This is a genomic window from Mesorhizobium metallidurans STM 2683 (genome assembly GCF_000350085.1).
GTDB classification, from domain to species: Bacteria; Pseudomonadota; Alphaproteobacteria; order Rhizobiales; family Rhizobiaceae; genus Mesorhizobium; species Mesorhizobium metallidurans.
On record NZ_CAUM01000067.1, the window covers coordinates 21,445 to 38,346 of the forward strand.

Annotated in this window: 14 protein-coding genes; 5 read left to right on the forward strand and 9 right to left on the reverse strand. The window is 63.8% G+C overall.

What is annotated here, in order from left to right; all coding sequences use genetic code 11:
• Window positions 1–16: 16 nt before the first annotated feature.
• From MESS2_RS11810 to MESS2_RS11835, 6 genes are all read right to left on the reverse strand, one after another.
• Window positions 17–1,462, reverse strand: a complete 1,446-nt coding sequence (locus MESS2_RS11810) for a homospermidine synthase (protein WP_008874459.1) — start codon at window positions 1,460–1,462, stop codon at window positions 17–19.
• Between the two features lie 110 nt (window positions 1,463–1,572).
• Entirely contained in the window at window positions 1,573–2,493 is a 921-nt protein-coding gene (locus MESS2_RS11815) for a heme-dependent oxidative N-demethylase family protein (protein ID WP_008874460.1), read from the reverse strand.
• A 32-nt stretch (window positions 2,494–2,525) separates the two neighbouring features.
• Window positions 2,526–3,188 carry an aminotransferase class IV family protein gene (locus tag MESS2_RS11820; RefSeq protein WP_008874461.1) on the reverse strand — a complete coding sequence of 221 codons (663 nt, stop codon included), beginning with the start codon at window positions 3,186–3,188 and terminating at the stop codon, window positions 2,526–2,528.
• On the reverse strand, window positions 3,137–4,282 hold the full coding sequence (locus MESS2_RS11825) for an aminodeoxychorismate synthase component I (RefSeq protein WP_008874462.1): 1,146 nt from the start codon (window positions 4,280–4,282) through the stop codon (window positions 3,137–3,139). Before MESS2_RS11825 ends, MESS2_RS11820 begins: the two co-directional genes overlap by 52 nt.
• A gap of 190 nt (window positions 4,283–4,472) precedes the next feature.
• The gene (locus MESS2_RS11830; protein WP_008874463.1) at window positions 4,473–5,210 is read right to left on the reverse strand and encodes an NADH dehydrogenase-like protein; all 738 of its coding nucleotides are present in this window, start codon (window positions 5,208–5,210) and stop codon (window positions 4,473–4,475) included.
• Window positions 5,211–5,544: 334 nt separating this feature from the next.
• A complete protein-coding gene (locus MESS2_RS11835) occupies window positions 5,545–7,419 on the reverse strand; it encodes a M3 family oligoendopeptidase (RefSeq protein ID WP_008874464.1) in 1,875 nt (624 codons plus the stop codon).
• Between the two features lie 219 nt (window positions 7,420–7,638).
• Between MESS2_RS11835 and MESS2_RS11840 the strand changes: the two genes are divergently transcribed.
• Together MESS2_RS11840 and MESS2_RS11845 are read left to right on the forward strand one after the other, a co-directional pair.
• The gene (locus tag MESS2_RS11840; protein ID WP_008874466.1) at window positions 7,639–9,183 is read left to right on the forward strand and encodes a sigma-54-dependent transcriptional regulator; all 1,545 of its coding nucleotides are present in this window, start codon (window positions 7,639–7,641) and stop codon (window positions 9,181–9,183) included.
• 335 nt (window positions 9,184–9,518) lie between these two features.
• The gene (locus tag MESS2_RS11845; RefSeq protein ID WP_008874467.1) at window positions 9,519–11,363 is read left to right on the forward strand and encodes a peptidoglycan L,D-endopeptidase MepK; all 1,845 of its coding nucleotides are present in this window, start codon (window positions 9,519–9,521) and stop codon (window positions 11,361–11,363) included.
• A 97-nt stretch (window positions 11,364–11,460) separates the two neighbouring features.
• On the opposite strand, the gene MESS2_RS11850 is transcribed toward MESS2_RS11845, so the two are convergent.
• Complete coding sequence (locus tag MESS2_RS11850) at window positions 11,461–12,099, reverse strand: 2-dehydro-3-deoxy-phosphogluconate aldolase (RefSeq protein ID WP_008874468.1); 639 nt, start codon at window positions 12,097–12,099, stop codon at window positions 11,461–11,463.
• A gap of 171 nt (window positions 12,100–12,270) precedes the next feature.
• On the opposite strand from MESS2_RS11850, the gene trhO reads away from it, so the two are divergent.
• The 3 genes from trhO to MESS2_RS11865 all read left to right on the forward strand — a co-directional run bounded on the left by trhO (window position 12,271) and on the right by MESS2_RS11865 (window position 15,225).
• Complete coding sequence (gene trhO / locus MESS2_RS11855; RefSeq protein ID WP_008874469.1) at window positions 12,271–13,200, forward strand: oxygen-dependent tRNA uridine(34) hydroxylase TrhO; 930 nt, start codon at window positions 12,271–12,273, stop codon at window positions 13,198–13,200.
• A 220-nt stretch (window positions 13,201–13,420) separates the two neighbouring features.
• Window positions 13,421–14,191 (forward strand): tellurite resistance TerB family protein, encoded by a 771-nt coding sequence (locus MESS2_RS11860; protein WP_008874470.1) that lies wholly within the window; start codon window positions 13,421–13,423, stop codon window positions 14,189–14,191.
• Window positions 14,192–14,460: 269 nt separating this feature from the next.
• Window positions 14,461–15,225, forward strand: a complete 765-nt coding sequence (locus tag MESS2_RS11865; RefSeq protein WP_008874471.1) for an SDR family oxidoreductase — start codon at window positions 14,461–14,463, stop codon at window positions 15,223–15,225.
• A gap of 4 nt (window positions 15,226–15,229) precedes the next feature.
• Here the strand turns inward: MESS2_RS11865 and MESS2_RS11870 are convergent, their stop codons facing one another.
• Both MESS2_RS11870 and MESS2_RS11875 read right to left on the reverse strand, forming a co-directional pair.
• On the reverse strand, window positions 15,230–15,604 hold the full coding sequence (locus tag MESS2_RS11870; protein WP_008874472.1) for a YciI family protein: 375 nt from the start codon (window positions 15,602–15,604) through the stop codon (window positions 15,230–15,232).
• Between the two features lie 81 nt (window positions 15,605–15,685).
• Entirely contained in the window at window positions 15,686–16,870 is a 1,185-nt protein-coding gene (locus MESS2_RS11875) for a pyridoxal phosphate-dependent aminotransferase (protein WP_008874473.1), read from the reverse strand.
• Window positions 16,871–16,902 lie beyond the last annotated feature (32 nt).

Sequence of the window (16,902 nt, forward strand, 5' to 3'; positions counted from 1 at the left end):
CATGCTCGCGGGACCGCTATCGAACGAGGATGTTGCGGAATTGCCACGGGTCGTTTTTGTCGAGGTCTTCCGGGAACAGGCCAGGGCGGTTATCGAGCGGCGTCCAGTCGGTGTAGTAGCCCTTGACAGGTCCGAGATAGGGAGACTGCACTTCCAGGCAGCGCTTGTAATCCATTTCGTCGGCCTCGACGATGCCGGCTTCCGGATTTTCCAGCGCCCAGACCATGCCGGCCAGCACCGCTGAGGTAACCTGCATGCCGGTCGCGTTCTGATAGGGCGCCAGCTTGCGGGCTGCGGCCAGCGACAATTGCGAGCCATACCAATAGGCGTTCTTGTCGTGGCCGTAGAGCAGCACGCCGAGCTCGTCGACGCCGTCGACCAGCTCATTCTCGTCGAGCACATGATAAGCGGCCTGCGGCTTGCCGGCGGCGCCGAAGATCTCGTGCATCGACAGCACGGCATCGTTGCAGGGATGGTAGGCGTAGTGGCAGGTGGGGCGGTAATGCACCTTGCCCTTCTTGCCGCGCACGGTGAAGAAATCGGCGATCGATATCGCTTCATTGTGCGTCACCAGGAATCCGTATTGCGGGCCCGGCGTCGGGCACCAGGTGCGCACACGGGTGTTGGCGCCGGGCTGCTCCAGATAGATCGCGGCCTTGGAGCCATGCTTGTGCTTTCTGGCGTTCTTGGGCATCCATTTCTCATGCGTGCCCCAGCCGAGCTCGGCCGGCTGCATGCCTTCCGAAACGAAGCCTTCGACCGACCAGGTGTTCCAGAAGACATCCATCGGCTTCGGCTTCTTGGTGCGCTGGGTGTCGCGCTCGGCGATGTGAATGCCCTTGACGCCGGCCTTCTTCATCAGCTTGGCCCAGCCCTCGCGATCCTCCTGCCCCGGCTCCGAAAACTCCAGGCCAAGATCGGTGGCAAGGTTGACCAGCGCCTGCTTGACGAACCACGAGACCATGCCGGGGTTGGCGCCGCAGGTGGAGATCGCCGTCGCGCCGCCGGGCTTGTCGTGCTTTTCCTTGATCATGGCTTCGCGCAACGCGTAGTTGGTGCGGCTGGCATTATCAGCCTTGGCGTCGAAATAGAACCCAAGCCATGGTTCGACGACGGTGTCGATGTAGAGCACGCCGAGCTTGCGGCAGAGCCGCATCAGGTCCACCGAGCCGGTGTCGACCGACAAGTTGACGCAAAAGCCCTGGCCGCCGCCCTTGGTCAGAAGCGGCGTCAACAGCTTCTTGTAGTTCTTCTGTGTCACCGCTTCCTGGACGAAGGCGATCCCGCGTTCGTCGAGCAGCTTGCGGTCGGTATCGCGCGGGTCGACGACCGTCATGCGCGATTTGTCGAACTTGAAATGGCGTTCGATCAGCGGCAGCGTTCCCCGTCCGATCGAGCCGAAGCCGATCATCACGACAGGGCCGGTGATTTCACCGTAAACGGGCCAGTTTTCATTCGCCATTTTATCGAACACTCCTAAAAACACAGGGAAAATCCGGCATTTCCTGCCGGACGACCAAGCGCTACACCACAGATCATTGTCACAAACCAGTGAAAAGCGCCAACCGCAGGCTAGGCCGCATTCGCCATTTGGTTAAGGAAGGCAACCAGCCGGTCGCGGTCCGAAGTCATGCCCTTGTAGTCGAGCTGGGCCTCGTCGAGCGCCAGAAGTTGCGCGGCGAAAGACGCTGCCAGCCTTGCACGATCGGGATGGCGCGCGAGCACAACGAGCGGGTCGAGATGGATGCGAATGGTGAACAGGACGTCACGCGAAGCGGGAAGTTTCCTGAGCGTCTGCCGCTCGACACGGATGAAGGCACGGGCATCGATGTCGCCGTCCGAAAATTTGGAAGGGCGGTGGGTGGCGCGGTCGATGCGCTGAAGGTTCGAGAGTGGATGGTAGAGCGCATCGCCCGCCTGGATCGACCAGTTGCAGCGCTCGACGGCCTGGCCCTGAAGGCCGTCGAACATGCGGTTGATAAGGTCGGCGGGGCGCGTTCCCGGGCCGAAGCCGGGCACCGGCGCATGGATCTCCTGCAGCGGCCTGCCGAATTTTTCGATCAGCGACCATGACGAGGGAAAGCAGAGCGAGCCGGCGACCAGCCGCCAGCCGCTCTCGTCGCGGCGCATCAGGATCAGGTCTTCCTGGACAAGCAACGAGGCTGCGACAAGCGGCGCATCGCTGAAGCCGCCGGCGGTTCCGGCCTCAGTGCCGATCACCTCGATCCTTGTGCTCGAGCGCCGGTAGATGTCGGGATATTTCGCCGGCAAATGCGCACCGAGCAGGTCGAGCACTTCGCGCTGGGCGTCGCGCGTGCCGTCCTCCTCGACAAAGACGCTGCCGGGGATTTCGGTATACAGCCGGCGCTTTTCGGCGAGATAAGGCAGCAGATGCCCATCGACCTCGATCCATCCGTCGAAGTCGAGCGGCTTCAGTCCGATGGAAAAAAGCTTCGACGAGCCGTCATAGGGCGTGTGGGTGGGGATGCTCATGCCTCTATATGGGAGTCCAATCAGGTTGCCTGTCAGCCCAGCCGCGCCGGGATCAGTCCGCGCAGCGAATTGCCGACGAACAGCGCCTTGGCCGACTTCAGATCGTCCAAGGTGTAGATCGCTTCGCGGGCGCGGCCTTGATCCAGCAGCTCACCGCGCAGGACACCAGGAAGCAGGCCGCAATCCAGCCGCGGCGTCACCAGCGCGCCGTCGCCGAAATCGGCGAAGAGATTTGATATCGTGCCCTCGCAGATTTCGCCACGTTCGTTGGCCAGCAGCACCTCGTCGGCGCGGCTGATCAGATATTCGGCGCGCGCCCGCTGGTAGGTTTCCCGGCGACTGGTCTTGTGGCGCAGCAACGTGTCGTTCGAATCGAGCCGCACCCGCGCCAGTTGCAGCCGCCAGACCTTGTCGGCGGCGAGCGGCTCGAAGGGTACGGCCGACGCCGTCGCCTTGCCGTTGCGCGACAGGACGAGGCGTGTGCGCAAGGCGATGCCAGGCCGGTCGATGACGTTTGTCAGCACCTCGCCGACCTTGCGCGGATCGCAGGCAAAGCCCAGTTCGCTTGCCGAGCCGTAAAGTCGCGCAAGGTGGCGGTCGAAACGCAGGAAGCCCGGGCCGGGCTCCCAGCGCATGGTCTCGATCAGCTCGAAATCGGCGGCGTTCCCGTCGCGAAGCGCGCTTTCAGCAGACACTCCTGATACTCCTCCTCGGCCGTCGAATCGAAGACGACGCCGCCGCCGATATTGTAGACTGCTTCGCCATTGGAAAAGAGCGAGATGGTGCGGATCGCCACCGAAAAGCGCATCGTGCCGACCGGTGCGATCCAGCCGATGGCGCCGCAATAGACGTCGCGTGGCGCGGTTTCCAGATCATGCAGGATTTCCATGGCGCGGATCTTCGGCGCGCCGGTGATCGAGCCGCAGGGGAAGAGTGCCGCAAAGACCTCGCGGATTGTCAGACCGGGCAACAGCCGCGCCCGCACGCGGCTCACCATCTGGTGGACGGTCGGGTAGGTCTCGATGCGGAAAAGCTCCGGCACCTCCAGCGTGCCGACCTCGCTGATCAGCGAGATGTCGTTGCGCAGGAGATCGACGATCATCCGGTTCTCGGCCTGGTTCTTCTCGTCGTTGGACAAGAATGCCTTCAGCCGCTTGTCCTCCGCCCTGGTCGCGCCGCGCGGAGCGGTGCCCTTCATCGGATGCGTTTCGATCATGCCTTCGGCGTCGATCTCGAAGAACAGTTCCGGCGAACGCGACAGAACGATGGGATCACCGAGCGCGACCAGCGCGCCGTATTTCACCGGCTGGCGTTCGGTCAGCGCGTCGAAAGCGGCCAGGGGATCACCCGACCATTGCGCATGAACTGGAAAGGTCAGATTGCCTTGGTAGCAATCGCCTTTGCGGATGTGGTCGTGGAGCCGCGCAAAGCGCTCCGCATAGTCTTGCGACGACCAGGCAGCTTTTGCGTCGAAGATCGGGCCGTTGGTTGCCGCCGCGTTGCTGCGCCCGACCGCCTGTTCGACAGGCGCATCGAAGACGCCGAAGCAGACAAGCGGGGCGCGGCGCCAGCCCGGCAGCAGCGGAACGAGCTTCGGTTCGAGCAGATAGCCGGCTTCGTAGGAGACATAGCCGGCCAGCCATTTGCCGGCGTTGTGCGCGGCCTGCGCGGCTTCGAGCGCCGGCAGGAAATCCTGCGCCTCATGCGCCACAATGATGTCGGCCGGATCGTCGAAGACGAGCTGAATTGCGCTCTTGTCGTTGCGAAAAATTGCAGAGGGCAGGGACATGAGGCTCGGATGCTGCGGCCAATGGCGATCATCGATCGCTCTATATGGGGCCTCGATCCCGCGCAATCGAGGGAACGGCGTCTCAGGACGCAAAGACAGCCTTGGATAAAAAGACGGTCTTGGGCAAAAACAAAATGGCGGCGTCCCGAGGCCGCCGCCAGTTGTCTTGGGTTCGATGCCGGCAGGCAGGTCAGGTGTTGCTGGCGGTCCCCGCGGTCGGGAAGCGGCGCGCGAATTCCGTTTCGTCGCCGGCGGCGAGCAGCTTGGCCTGCTCGATCCAGCGCTCGCGTTCGATGCGGCCGTCGAAGTTCAACGTCTTCTCGATGCGCGCAACGTCGGCGGCCGTCCATGCGGCGATCTGAGCATAGGTCGTGACCCCCAGCCCCTTGAGCAGCTTCTCATTGGCCGGGCCGATGCCGATCAGGCGGCGCAGATCGTTGGCCTTGCCGGCTGCCGCTGCTGTCGCCTTGCCTGCCGTGGCTTTCTTTGCCGCCGGTGCGGCCTTCCTCGCAGTAGTGCTCGTCTTCGCGGCGCCCGCCGTTGCCGCCTTCGATGCGCCTGCTTTGGTCGCACCCGCCTTGGAGGCACTTGCCTTGGTCGCACTTGTCTTCGATGCCGCTGCCGCGGGTTTGCTTGACGCCGGCGTCGACATCAGTGCCGCCGGCGCCTGGGCAGCAGCCTTGGCCGGGCCGGTCCTGCCGGCTTGCGCCTCGGCCAGCCGGCGCTCGAGATCGGCGCGGGTGCGGCCGCATGCATCCAGTTCACCGGTCAGACGATCGGAGTCGGCGCGCAGCCTGTCGCGCTCACTGCGCGTACGGTCGAGGTCGCCGCGCAGGCTGTCGAGTTCGCCACGCAGCCGTCCCCAGATGAACCAGCCAACCAACACACCTACCAGGAACGCCAGGAGCATGTAGAAAAAAGTGCCCATTGTCTCTCTCTCCAGTCCGATCCATCCGCCGCGGCCAGGAGTAGCGACCTTGGCGAAGGACCATTCGATGGTGGTTCCGCGGTTCGCGGAACAGCCGGCTTCGATCGAGCTGTCGGCAACCGGCTTTTTCCCGCCATGGCCAACGGCCGCTGTCGCATTCGCCGAAGCGCCATGGCCGGCCGGAGAATCTCCCGGTCCGAGCCGCGCGCCCGGTTGAGCTTGAGGCGGGACGCTATCATACAGCCCCCGGAAAGCTAACGGAAAAATTCCATAGAAAGTTATTCAAGAACAAATATTCAGTGCAAGAATAGAATGGTTTCAATATGCATCGCGGCTAAACTGTTCTGCCTACCCCGCGCGTTCGTCGGCGGCCATCAATGTCCAGCGCTTCCAACTCGTCGATCAGGCCGCTGATCACGCCGAGCCCGATCTGCCAGAAGGCCGGGTCTGTGGCATCGAGGCCGAAGGGCGCCAGAAGCTCGGAATGATGCTTTGTGCCGCCGGCGCGCAGCATGGCAAAGTACTTCTCCTGAAAGCCGCGCTCGGCATTCTGGTAGACCGCATAGAGCGAATTCACCAGGCAGTCGCCGAAAGCATAGGCATAGACGTAGAAGGGCGAGTGGATGAAGTGGGGGATGTAGGTCCAGAAGACCTCGTAACCTTCGCGCAGCTTGATCGCCGGCCCGAGGCTTTCCGCTTGCACTTCCAGCCAGAACTGGCCCAGCCTGTCCGACGTCAGTTCGCCGTTCTTGCGCTCGGCGTGCACCTTGCGCTCGAATTCGTAGAAGGCGATCTGGCGCACGACCGTGTTGATCATGTCCTCGACCTTCTGGGCGAGCATGGCCTTGCGCTCTCGCTTGTCGGTTGTCTGCTCGAGCAGCGAGCGGAAGGTCAGCATCTCGCCGAAAACGGATGCCGTCTCGGCCAGCGTTAGCGGCGTCGACGCCATCAGTGCGCCCTGGCCGCCGGCCAGCACCTGGTGCACGCCATGGCCGAGCTCATGCGCCAGCGTCATCACATCGCGCGGCTTGCCCATGTAGTTGAGCAGCACGTAAGGGTGCGCCGACGGCACGGTCGGATGTGCGAAGGCGCCCGGCGACTTGCCGGGCCTGACCGGCGCATCGATCCAGTTGCGATCGAAGAATGTCCTGGCGATTTCCGCCATGTCGGGGGAGAAGCGCTGATAGGCTGACAGCACCGTGTTCTTGGCCTCGCCCCAGCCGATGACCGCTTGCGGCGTCTCGGGCAAAGGTGCGTTGCGGTCCCAATGGTTCATCACGTCCATGCCGAGCCAGCGCGCCTTCATCGCGTAATAGCGGTGCGACAGGCGCGGATAGGCCTCGCGAACGGCAGAGGCCAGCGCGTCCACCACACTGCGTTCGACGCGGTTGGCGAGGTGGCGCGAATCGGCGATGTCCTCGAAACCGCGCCAGCGGTCGGAAATCTCCTTGTCCTTGGCCAGCGTGTTGGTGATCAGCGTGAAGGTGCGCAAATTCTTGCGGAAGGTCGTGGCCAGCGCCTCGGAGGCCCGGCGGCGCACTTCGCCATCGGCGTCCTGCAGCCGGTTGAGCGCCGGCTCCAGCGTTAGTTCCTCGCCATCGATGTCGAAGCGCTGATCAGTCATCGTCTCGTCGAACAGGCGGTTCCAGGCGCCGCGCCCGGTGATCGACTTCTCGTGGAAGAGCTGCTCGACCCGATCCTCGAGCTGGTAGGGCTTGTCCATGCGCAGATCGAGCACCCACGGCCGGTAGTGGGCGAAGCCGGGATCGGCGGCGAGCGCGGTCGCGATCGCGGCATCGTCGATGAGGTTCAGTTCGAGCGCGAAAAACAGAAGATGCGCGCTGGCGTCGGTCATCTTCTCCTGGACGTCGCCATAGAGCTTGGCGCGTTGCGGATCTGCTGTGTTGCCGGCATAGACCAGCCCGGCATAGGAAACGATCCGGCCGATCAGTTCCTCCAGCGCTTCATAGGCTGCAAGCGCCTCGCCCAGCCTGCCGCCCTCGCCGCGCCCGGCCTCGGCGGCGAGCGTGCCTTTCCAGCGGCTCTCGAAGCTGATGGCATCGGCGGCCGCCTTGGCGATGTCACGTTTCAACTCCGGGGCGTTCATGCCCGAATAGAGATCGGCGAGGTTCCATTCCGGCAGGTCGCCGAGCTCCGCCGCGCCCTGACCGGACGCCGCCGCAAGCTGCCGACCAAAAACCATGCGCATTGCCATATCTTTCAGAACCAAGATTTCGTGGGGTCAGAATTCGAGAGGCCAAAAATTCAAGGAGAATGAGAAGCCGGTCAAATCCTAAGGAATTCGTTCACCGGGTTTTTTGAAACCTTATTTAGAACCCTGTGCCAAGATGATCCATAGGGCGGGGTCTCCCCTTTCGGTGAGCACATTGGGGGGTGGGCAAATTGGGCGAGCATAGTTGATCCAGTCATGACAGGTTCCATACTCATAGTCGATGACGATCCCGTGCAGCGCAGGCTGATCGAGGCGGCGGTGACGAAATTCGGCCATACCGCTGTTGTCGCGGACAGCGGCGAGGCTGGTCTCGACGCGCTCGACGGGCCCAATGCGCGCGACGTCTCGGTGGTCATCCTCGATCTCGTCATGCCGGGCCTCGACGGCATCGGCGTGCTGAAGGCGATGCGCGAACGCGGCATCCATGTTCCGGTCATCGTGCAGACCGCCCAGGGCGGCATCGAGACCGTCGTTTCGGCGATGCGTCACGGCGCTTTCGATTTCGTCGTCAAGCCTGCCTCCCCCGACAGGTTGCAGGCGTCGATCGGCAATGCGCTCAAGGTCGAGGCGGTGGAGGGTGAGGTTAAACGCACGTCGCGGCGGCGCGGCGACCATCTGACCTTCAAGGACCTGATCACGCACAGCCCGGCAATGGACCGCGTGATCCGTCTCGGCCAGAAGGCGGCCGCTTCCAACATTCCGATCCTCATCGAAGGCGAATCGGGTGTCGGCAAGGAATTGGTGGCGCGCGCCGTCCAGGGCAGCAGCGACCGCCGCTCGAAACCCTTCGTCACCGTCAATTGCGGCGCCATTCCCGACAATCTGGTCGAATCGATCCTGTTCGGCCACGAGAAGGGCTCGTTCACCGGTGCCACCGAAAAGCACAGCGGCAAGTTCGTCGAAGCGCATTCGGGCACGCTTTTCCTCGACGAGATCGGCGATCTGCCGCTCGACGTGCAGGTCAAGCTTCTGCGCGCCGTGCAGGACGGCGAGGTCGATCCGGTCGGCGGGCGTTCGACCGTCAGGGTCGACATCAGGCTGATTTCGGCGACGCACCGCAATCTTCTGCAGCAGGTCAAGGACGGCAAGTTCCGCGAGGATCTGTTCTACCGGCTCAATGTCTATCCGATCTTCGTGCCGCCGTTGCGCGATCGCCGCGACGACATCCCTTACCTTGTCGACCACTTCATGGAAAAGGTCGCGCCCGCCGATCCGCGCCGTCGTCTCAACGGCATCTCGGCCGCGGCACTCGCCATGCTGCAGGCTTATGACTGGCCGGGAAACATCAGGCAGCTCGAAAATGCCGTCTTCCGCGCCTCGGTGCTTTGCGAAGGCGACGTGCTCACGGTGGAGGAATTTCCGCAGATCCGGGCGCAGGTCGATGGCACCGTCAATCTCGATGCGCATAGCGCACCCCTGCCTCACGCATTGCCTGGACTGGCCATCGAATCGCGTGGCCAGGGGCCGGCGGCCGAGGACGGCATCGCCGCGACCGAGTTCGATGCGCCGGCCAGGCTGCAGCCTCGCTTCGGCACGCTGCGGGCACTCGACGAACGCGGCAATGTACGCGCTCTGGCCGACGTCGAACTTGAAATGATCAAGCTCGCCATCGACCACTATAACGGCCAGATGAGCGAGGTCGCCCGCCGCCTGGGCATCGGCCGTTCCACGCTCTACAGGAAGCTCAAGGAATACGGCATCGACCCCGAAACGGGCCGTATCGACCGGCTCGCCTCCTAACGCTGCCAGCGAATCCGCGCATGACAGCTGCCGGAGTTGCATGTCGGCGGCCCGTTCACGGATTGCGGCAACTCGTAACAGATCGTGTTTCTGGCAAAGGCCGAAACATGATCTAAACCAGCAGTTTACCAAGAAACCCTGCGCAATAATTTTGACGGGATATCGCCACGGTGTTACCGCATTTCGGCTTCAATAAGTGATGATTAACCATTAGGATCGATATTCGGATGTGACAACAACGCATCCGTTTGGGCAAATCCGGGGACAAACGGCAGCCTGCAAGGCCTTTTGATTTGAACCAAGTCGAACGACACACAAACGGGCGGCACGATCACATGAGCGCCTGGCCGAAATGGCTGGCAGCGGTGATTTTTGCCTGTGGATTCCTCGCCGCTGCCGCAACCGGCGCCAGCGCCGAGACACGTTCGCTCAAGCTGTACCACCTCCATACGAAGGAGAAGGCGGAGATCGTCTACAAGCGCAATGGCCGCTACGATCAGGCGGGTCTGAGGAAGCTCAACATCATCCTGCGCGACTGGCGCCGCAACGAGCCGACCAAGATGGATCCGCGCCTGCTGGACCTGGTCTGGGAGGCTTATCGGCAAAGCGGCGCCACCGACTACATCCAGGTCGTCTGCGGCTACCGTTCGCCGTCCACGAATTCGATGCTGCGCAGTCGTAGCAGGGGCGTCGCCGAGAAAAGCCAGCATGTGCTCGGTAGGGCCATGGACTTCTACATTCCGGGCGTGCCGCTGAAGAAGCTGCGCGACATCGGCCTCAAGATGCAGGGCGGTGGCGTCGGCTACTATCCGTCGTCAGGCTCGCCCTTCGTCCACATGGACGTCGGCAATGTGCGCCATTGGCCCGGCATCAGCCGCCAGGAACTGGCGCGCGTGTTCCCCAATGGCAAGACGCTGCATGTGCCGAGCGACGGCAAGCCGCTGCCCGGTTATGCGCAGGCGCTCGCCTCCTACAAGGCGCGCAAGGGCGCTGGCACTCCCAACATCGAATTGGCCAGCGCTGGTGGCGGGTCTAAAAGATCCGGTGGCTTGCTTGCCGCTTTCTTCGGCGGCGGTGATGACGAGGCCGATGACGGCGCCGATGTGGCGTCGGCCGCGCCCGCGCCGAAGTCGAAGAGCATAAAGCTGGCGAACGCAAAGCCGGCCGCCAAGAGCGGCAACCTTCCGGGCATTGCCATCGTGTCGCCCAAGGATGCGAAGCGCGCCGAGATTCCGCAGATCGCCGATGCGCCTGAGCCAGTTCCGGAGCCGGAGGAGGATACGCCGGAGACAATCATCGCGGCGCTGCCGGCGCGCAGTGTGCCGCTGCCTGATTTCGCGCCGCGTCCGAAGGCCGATGTCGGCGCCCAGCCACCCGAGGACGTCCCCTTCGGCATGGCCGATGCCACCGCCACCACCGAACAGACGGTGGCGACCGCGCAAGCGCCGGCAAGCGTTCCCTTCGGCATGGCGGACCCGTCCGCTGATCCGTCAACTGTCGGCGATCCGGCTCAGATTGCGGCCAACAACATACCGCTGCCGACCTGGCGTCCCGATCATTCGCTGCCGGTCGACCTTGCAGGGGACGACCTGGCGCCGCAGGACAAGGATGTGCTTATGGCGCTGGCCGACACCGCCGGGCATGGCGAGGCCGCTACCGACGCGTTCTCGGTGCTGCCGACGGCGCGTCCCGACGCCGCCCAACCGGACGCGGTCAAGGCGGTTCTCGAAAAGGTCAGCGTAACCGACGGATACCAGGTGGCTTCGCTCTCCGAGCCGGCCCCGGTCTTCAACGATGCGGCAAGCGCCGACGCGGCATCGCCGCGCGAGGCTGTCGTTGGCCGGCCGGCCGGTTCCGATCCGGCAGCGGCGATCGGCGCGGGTGTGAAGACCACCCGCAAGGAAGCCCGGGCAACCGCCCGCGATCTGAAGCCCGGTCCCAAGGCCCTGGTGGTTGCCGCCGAGCCGCAGGCCGCGCGCTGGGCACTGAACAGCGGCGAGCAGGTCGCCACCGTTTCCAGCGCAACGACGGCGCCGCGCTACGCCTATAATATCGTGCACACGCCACCGAGCGAGGTCTATACCGCAGGCTTCCAGTCGGACGACCAGATGGCCGACGCCAACCGGTTCACCGGCAACGCCGTCAAGTTCCTGTCGGTCGCCCGCTTCCAGACCAAATAGCGGATCGACCAAGCCACATAAAAAGCCGCGCCGGGCGACCCGCGCGGCTTTTTGCTGTTAATCTGCGAAAAGCCGATCGGTTTTTTTCATCCTGGCGTTATCGCCCGAGTTGGCTCGCCGCGCGTGCGAGAGCCTCGATTTCATCCCATCTGCCGGCCTTGACCATGTCGTCCGGCGCCACCCAGGAGCCGCCGACGCAGATGACATTGGGCAGGCTGAGATAGTCGGCGGCGTTCTTGCCGGTGATGCCGCCGGTCGGGCAGAATTTCACATCGGCGAGCGGCGAGGCGAATGCCTTGAGCGAGGCGATGCCGCCCGACTGCTCGGCCGGGAAGAACTTCAGGAAACGCAAGCCTGCTTCGCGGGCGGCCATGATCTCACCGGGGGTGATGGCGCCCGGCAGCAGCGGAACCGGGCTGTCTTTCGCCGCCGCCAGAAGCTCGTTTGTGATGCCGGGGCTGACGATGAACTTCGAGCCGGCTGCCGCCGCCTCGTCGAACTGGCGGGCATCCAGAATGGTGCCGGCGCCGACAATGGCGCCCTCGACTTCGCCAGCCACGCGCCGGATCGCCTCCAGCGCATCGGCGGTCCTGAGCGTGATCTCGATCGCCGGCAGGCCGCCACGCGCCAGCGCGCGGGCCAGGGGCACCGCGTCAGCGACATTGGCAATCTTCAGTACCGGAACGACCGGCTGGCCATTGAGGAGCGACAGGAGTTTCTCGGTCTTGGCTGACATTGGCTTGTCTCTCCGGTATCGATGATTTCAACCGATTAGCAGAAGGCGGATTCCGAGTCCACGAAGGCAGGCGTGTCGCGATGTCACGCACGCCGGCAGGCAAGCCTCCAACGCCCGTGCTTCATCCGCGCCGCCTTGAAATGGCTTTCAGCAGAGTTTAGTGGCTTGGCGATGACAATTTCCACCCACGATCAACCTGTCCGCGTCGCCGCGCTCTACCGCTTCGCCCGGTTCGATGCCTTCGAGGCGCTGCGGGCACCGCTTGCTGCCTTCTGCTGCGGGCGCGGCATCAAGGGGACGCTGCTTCTGGCGCATGAGGGCATCAACGGGACCGTCGCTGGCAGCGAGGCTGATATCGCGGCGCTCATCGACCATCTGGAATCGATCGAAGGTCTTGCCGGTCTTGAGGTCAAATACAGCAGCGCTGCCGAGATGCCATTTCACCGCATGAAGGTGCGGCTGAAGCGCGAGATCGTCACAATGGGTATCGAAGGTCTCGATCCGGCGGCAAGCGCCGGTACCTATGTCGCGCCGGCCGACTGGAACGCATTGATCTCGGATGTCGACACGATCGTCATCGACACGCGCAACGCCTATGAGGTGTCGATCGGCAGCTTCAAGGGGGCGGTCGATCCGGCAACGAGCAGCTTTCGTGAATTTCCGGCCTGGGTCGAGCGGCATCGGGCCGAACTCGATGGCCGCAAGATCGCCATGTTCTGCACCGGCGGCATACGCTGCGAGAAGGCGACGGCCTATGTTAAGTCGCTCGGTTTCGAGAATGTGTTCCATCTCAAGGGCGGCATCCTGAGATATCTCGAAGAGGTGCCGGCCGAACAAAGCCTCTGGCAAGGCGAGTGCTTCGTCTTCGACGAGCGTGTTTCGGTATCACACGGCCTGGTCGAGGGCGAGGCCGAACTCTGCCGCGCCTGCCGGCATCCGCTGACCGGGCACGACCTGTTGTCGCCGCACTATGCCGCCGGCATATCGTGCCCACATTGTTTCGATGCCCGTTCCGACGAAGACCGTGCGCGCTATGCCGAGCGCCAGCGCCAGGTCGAACTGGCGCATGCGCGTGGCAGAGGCCCGCATATCGGAGGTTAGAGCCAACTATACATCGCGCTTTTCCAAAGGTCAGCACAGCAAAAATCGATTCCGATTTGCGACCGACGCGCTAGGACAAGGTAAATCCTGACGTCACCTTGTTTCGACCGTCACTGGCAAAGCGTTCATCCGTCATTGTAATGTCGCTATGCGGGGCCTACGTCTTTGACGTCCGCAACCTGCCCGTGCACGTTCGGCCGGGCCAATTCTGGAGGCATTGATGCTCGATCCCAAGAAGCTTCTCGACGATCTGCTTGGCTCGCAAGTTCCCGGAACAGGGTCGACCGTCCGTGACAAGGCGGGTCAGGCTGTGCAGATGGCCAAGGACAATCCGCTGGCCGCTGGTGCTCTGGCCGCGGTGCTGCTTGGAACCGGCGCGGGACGTCAGGTCACCGGCGCCGCGGTCAAGCTTGGCGGCCTGGCCGCGATCGGCGGCCTCGCCTACAAGGCCTACCAGAACTACAAGAACGGCAGCGCGCCGGCGGAGGCACAAACGGCCGGCGAGCCGGAATTGCTGCCGCCGCCCACCGACACCAGCTTCCACCCCTCGCAGGCGCCGCAAGGCGAGGACGCCTTCACGCTGACGCTGGTGAGGGCGATGATTTCGGCGGCGAAGGCCGACGGCCATATCGATGACGGCGAGCGGCAAAAGATCGCCGGCAAGCTCAGCCTCGCGGGCATTGGCCCCGATGCGGAGAAGTTCCTGATGTCGGAGCTGGAGACGCCGCTCGATCTGGACACGCTGATCGCCGGCGCCCAGACCGACGCGCAGAAGCTCGAACTCTACACCGCGTCGCGCCTCACCATCGATCCCGACACGCGTGCCGAGCGCGGCTATCTCGATCTGCTCGCCGGCCGCCTCGGCCTGCCGGACGCGCTGGTCGACCATGTCGAGGCGACGGTGTCGGCGGCAAAGGTGCCGGCATCGGACAAGGCGGCCGGCAAGACAGCAAAGGCGGCCAGCAAGACCGCGCCCAATTCGCGCTGGTAGGCTGCAACCGTAGAGCGCTGACCGGCAAGATTTCGCGCTAACGTATCGTTAACCCGGCAAGCGCATGATTTTAGGCAGTCGGATCGGCTTTCCTCCTCCCAAGCCCGGTTCAGATCAGGGCGGCCGCCAATGGCCGCCCTTTTTGTCCGGTCCTGCCTCGGCAGCTTCGGCTTGCCCTGGCAGCTTCGGCTTTGCCCTGGCAGCTTCGGCTTGCCATCGGCGCCGTCATTTGCGATGGCACTTCCAGCCATGACCTCGGGAGGACGGCGATGACAGCCAAGACAGATTCCAGAACCGCCATCGTCACCGGCGCCGGCACCGGTATTGGCAAAAGCGTCGCCACGACACTGCTCAGGGCCGGCTGGAACACGGTGTTCTGCGGGCGCCGCAAGAAGGTGCTGGACGAGGCGATCGCCGAGGCCGGGTCGACACAGGCCAAGGCATTGGCTGTCGCCTGCGATATCAGCAGGGCCGACCAGGTCGACGATCTGTTCGAGACGGTGGCGGAGGCCTTCGGGCGCGTCGATCTGCTCTTCAACAATGCCGGCATGAGCTACAAATCGACACCGATCGACGAGATCCCGGTCGACGTGTGGAACGACATTGTCGGGGTCAATCTCACCGGCTCGTTCCTGTGCGCCCGCGCCGCGTTCGGCGCCATGCGCAAGCAGCAGCCAATGGGCGGCCGCATCATCAACAATGGCTCGGTGTCTGCCTATGCGCCGCGGCCGGGCTCAGTGCCCTATACGGCGACCAAGCACGCCATTACCGGGCTGACCAAGACGCTGGCGCTGGATGGCAGGCCCTATGACATCGCCTGCGGCCAGATCGACATCGGCAACGCGCTGACCGACATGGCACAGGCGATGACGGTCGGCGTGCCGCAGGCCAATGGCTCCGTCGCCGCCGAAGCGGTGATGGACGTCCAGCATGTCGCCGACGCCGTCGTCCACATGGCCAACCTGCCGCTCGACGCCAATGTGCTGTTCATGACCGTGATGGCGACGAAGATGCCGTTCGTCGGGCGGGGGTAACTGCTCATCCCTGCGATAGGGGCACGCCGGGAAGATACAGTGAAATCGGGCGGATTTCGTAGACGGCCGTCGGATTGACGCGGCGCAGGTCGCGCGCGATCGCGATCGCTTCATCGCGCGCGGCGCAGTCGACGACATAGAACCCCAGCAATTGCTCCTTGGTCTCGGCGAAGGGGCCGTCGATGACCAGTCCGTCGCCCGGTCCGCGCAAGGTGCAGGCATCCTGGGTCGCTCCGAGCCGTGCCGCCGGTCCAAGGACGCGTTCCCGGTAGAGCCGATCGTTGATCTGGAGCAGATCGGTCATCAGCGCCGCATCCTGCTGCGGCGTCAGCGCCTCAATCGCTTCTTCCACGTGATAGGCAAGGATGGCGTAAAACATCGAGGTTCCCTTCTTCGGTCGTGAATATCCAAGGACGATCGGCCGGAGCGTTTCCCGACAGGGTCAGCCCGATTCCCGTTCTCACTTGCCCAGGAAGGCCTCGATCCGCTCCAGCGCGCGCAGGATGTTCTCTTCGGAATTGGCGTAGGACAGCCGGACATAGCCTTCGCCGAGAATGCCGAAATCCGGGCCGCCGATCAGCGCGACGCCGGCATCGTCGAGCAGCGCCGAGGCGAGTTTCTTGGCTTTCCGGCCCGTCTTGGAAATGTTGGGGAAGGCATAGAATGCGCCTTTCGGCGTGATGCAGGAAACGCCGGGCAAGGCATTCAACCCCTCGACCACGACCTTCCTGCGACGATCGAAGGCGCGCATCATCTTGTCGACGTCGTCCTGCGGGCCATCGATGGCGGCGATGCCGGCATACTGGCTCGGCGCGTTGACGCAGGACCAGCAGTTGACCGCCAGCTTGCGCACCTTGTCGTAGAGATGAGCGCCGCTGTCGCCGTTCGGCCAGATCGACCAGCCCATGCGCCAGCCGGTCATCGCCCAGGTCTTCGACCAGCCGTTGAGGATAATCAGCCGGTCGCGGATCTCGGGAAAATTGAGCAGCGAGCAATGCGTCTCGCCGTCATAGGTCATCACGTCGTAGATCTCGTCTGAAAGGATGGCGACATGCGGGTGCGCTTCGAGCCCCTTCACGAGCTTCTCGATCTCGGTACGGGGCGTGACGCCGCCGGTCGGGTTGGCCGGCGAGTTCAGGATCAGGAGCCTGGTCTTCGGCGTGATCAGCGCCAGCGTCTCCTGCGCCGAAAAGGCAAAGCCGTTTTCCTCGCGCATCGGTACCGGCACCGGCGTGGCGCCGGTGAATTCGATCATCGAGCGGTAGATGGGAAAGCCGGGATCGGGATAGAGGATCTCGGCGCCCGCTTCGCCGAACATCAGGATCGCGGCGAACATCGTCGGCTTGCCGCCGGGCAGGATCATCACTGCCTCGGGCGACACTTCGACACCGGTGGTGGCCAGCGTGCGGCGCACCACCGCCTCGCGCGTCGCCAAGAGGCCGTTGGCCGGTGTATAGCCGTGATGGCCGTCGCGCAGCGCCTTGATCGCCGCCTCGACAATGTGCTGCGGCGTCTTGAAGTCGGGTTGGCCGATGCCGAGATTGATGATGTCGCGGCCTTGCTGCGCCAGTGATGTCGCACGCGCGAGCACCGCGAAGGCATTTTCCTCGCCGAGACGGTCGAAGGCCGCAATCGTGTGGAGCATTTTTCCCGTCCCTGTGGTTCTTACTGTGGGCG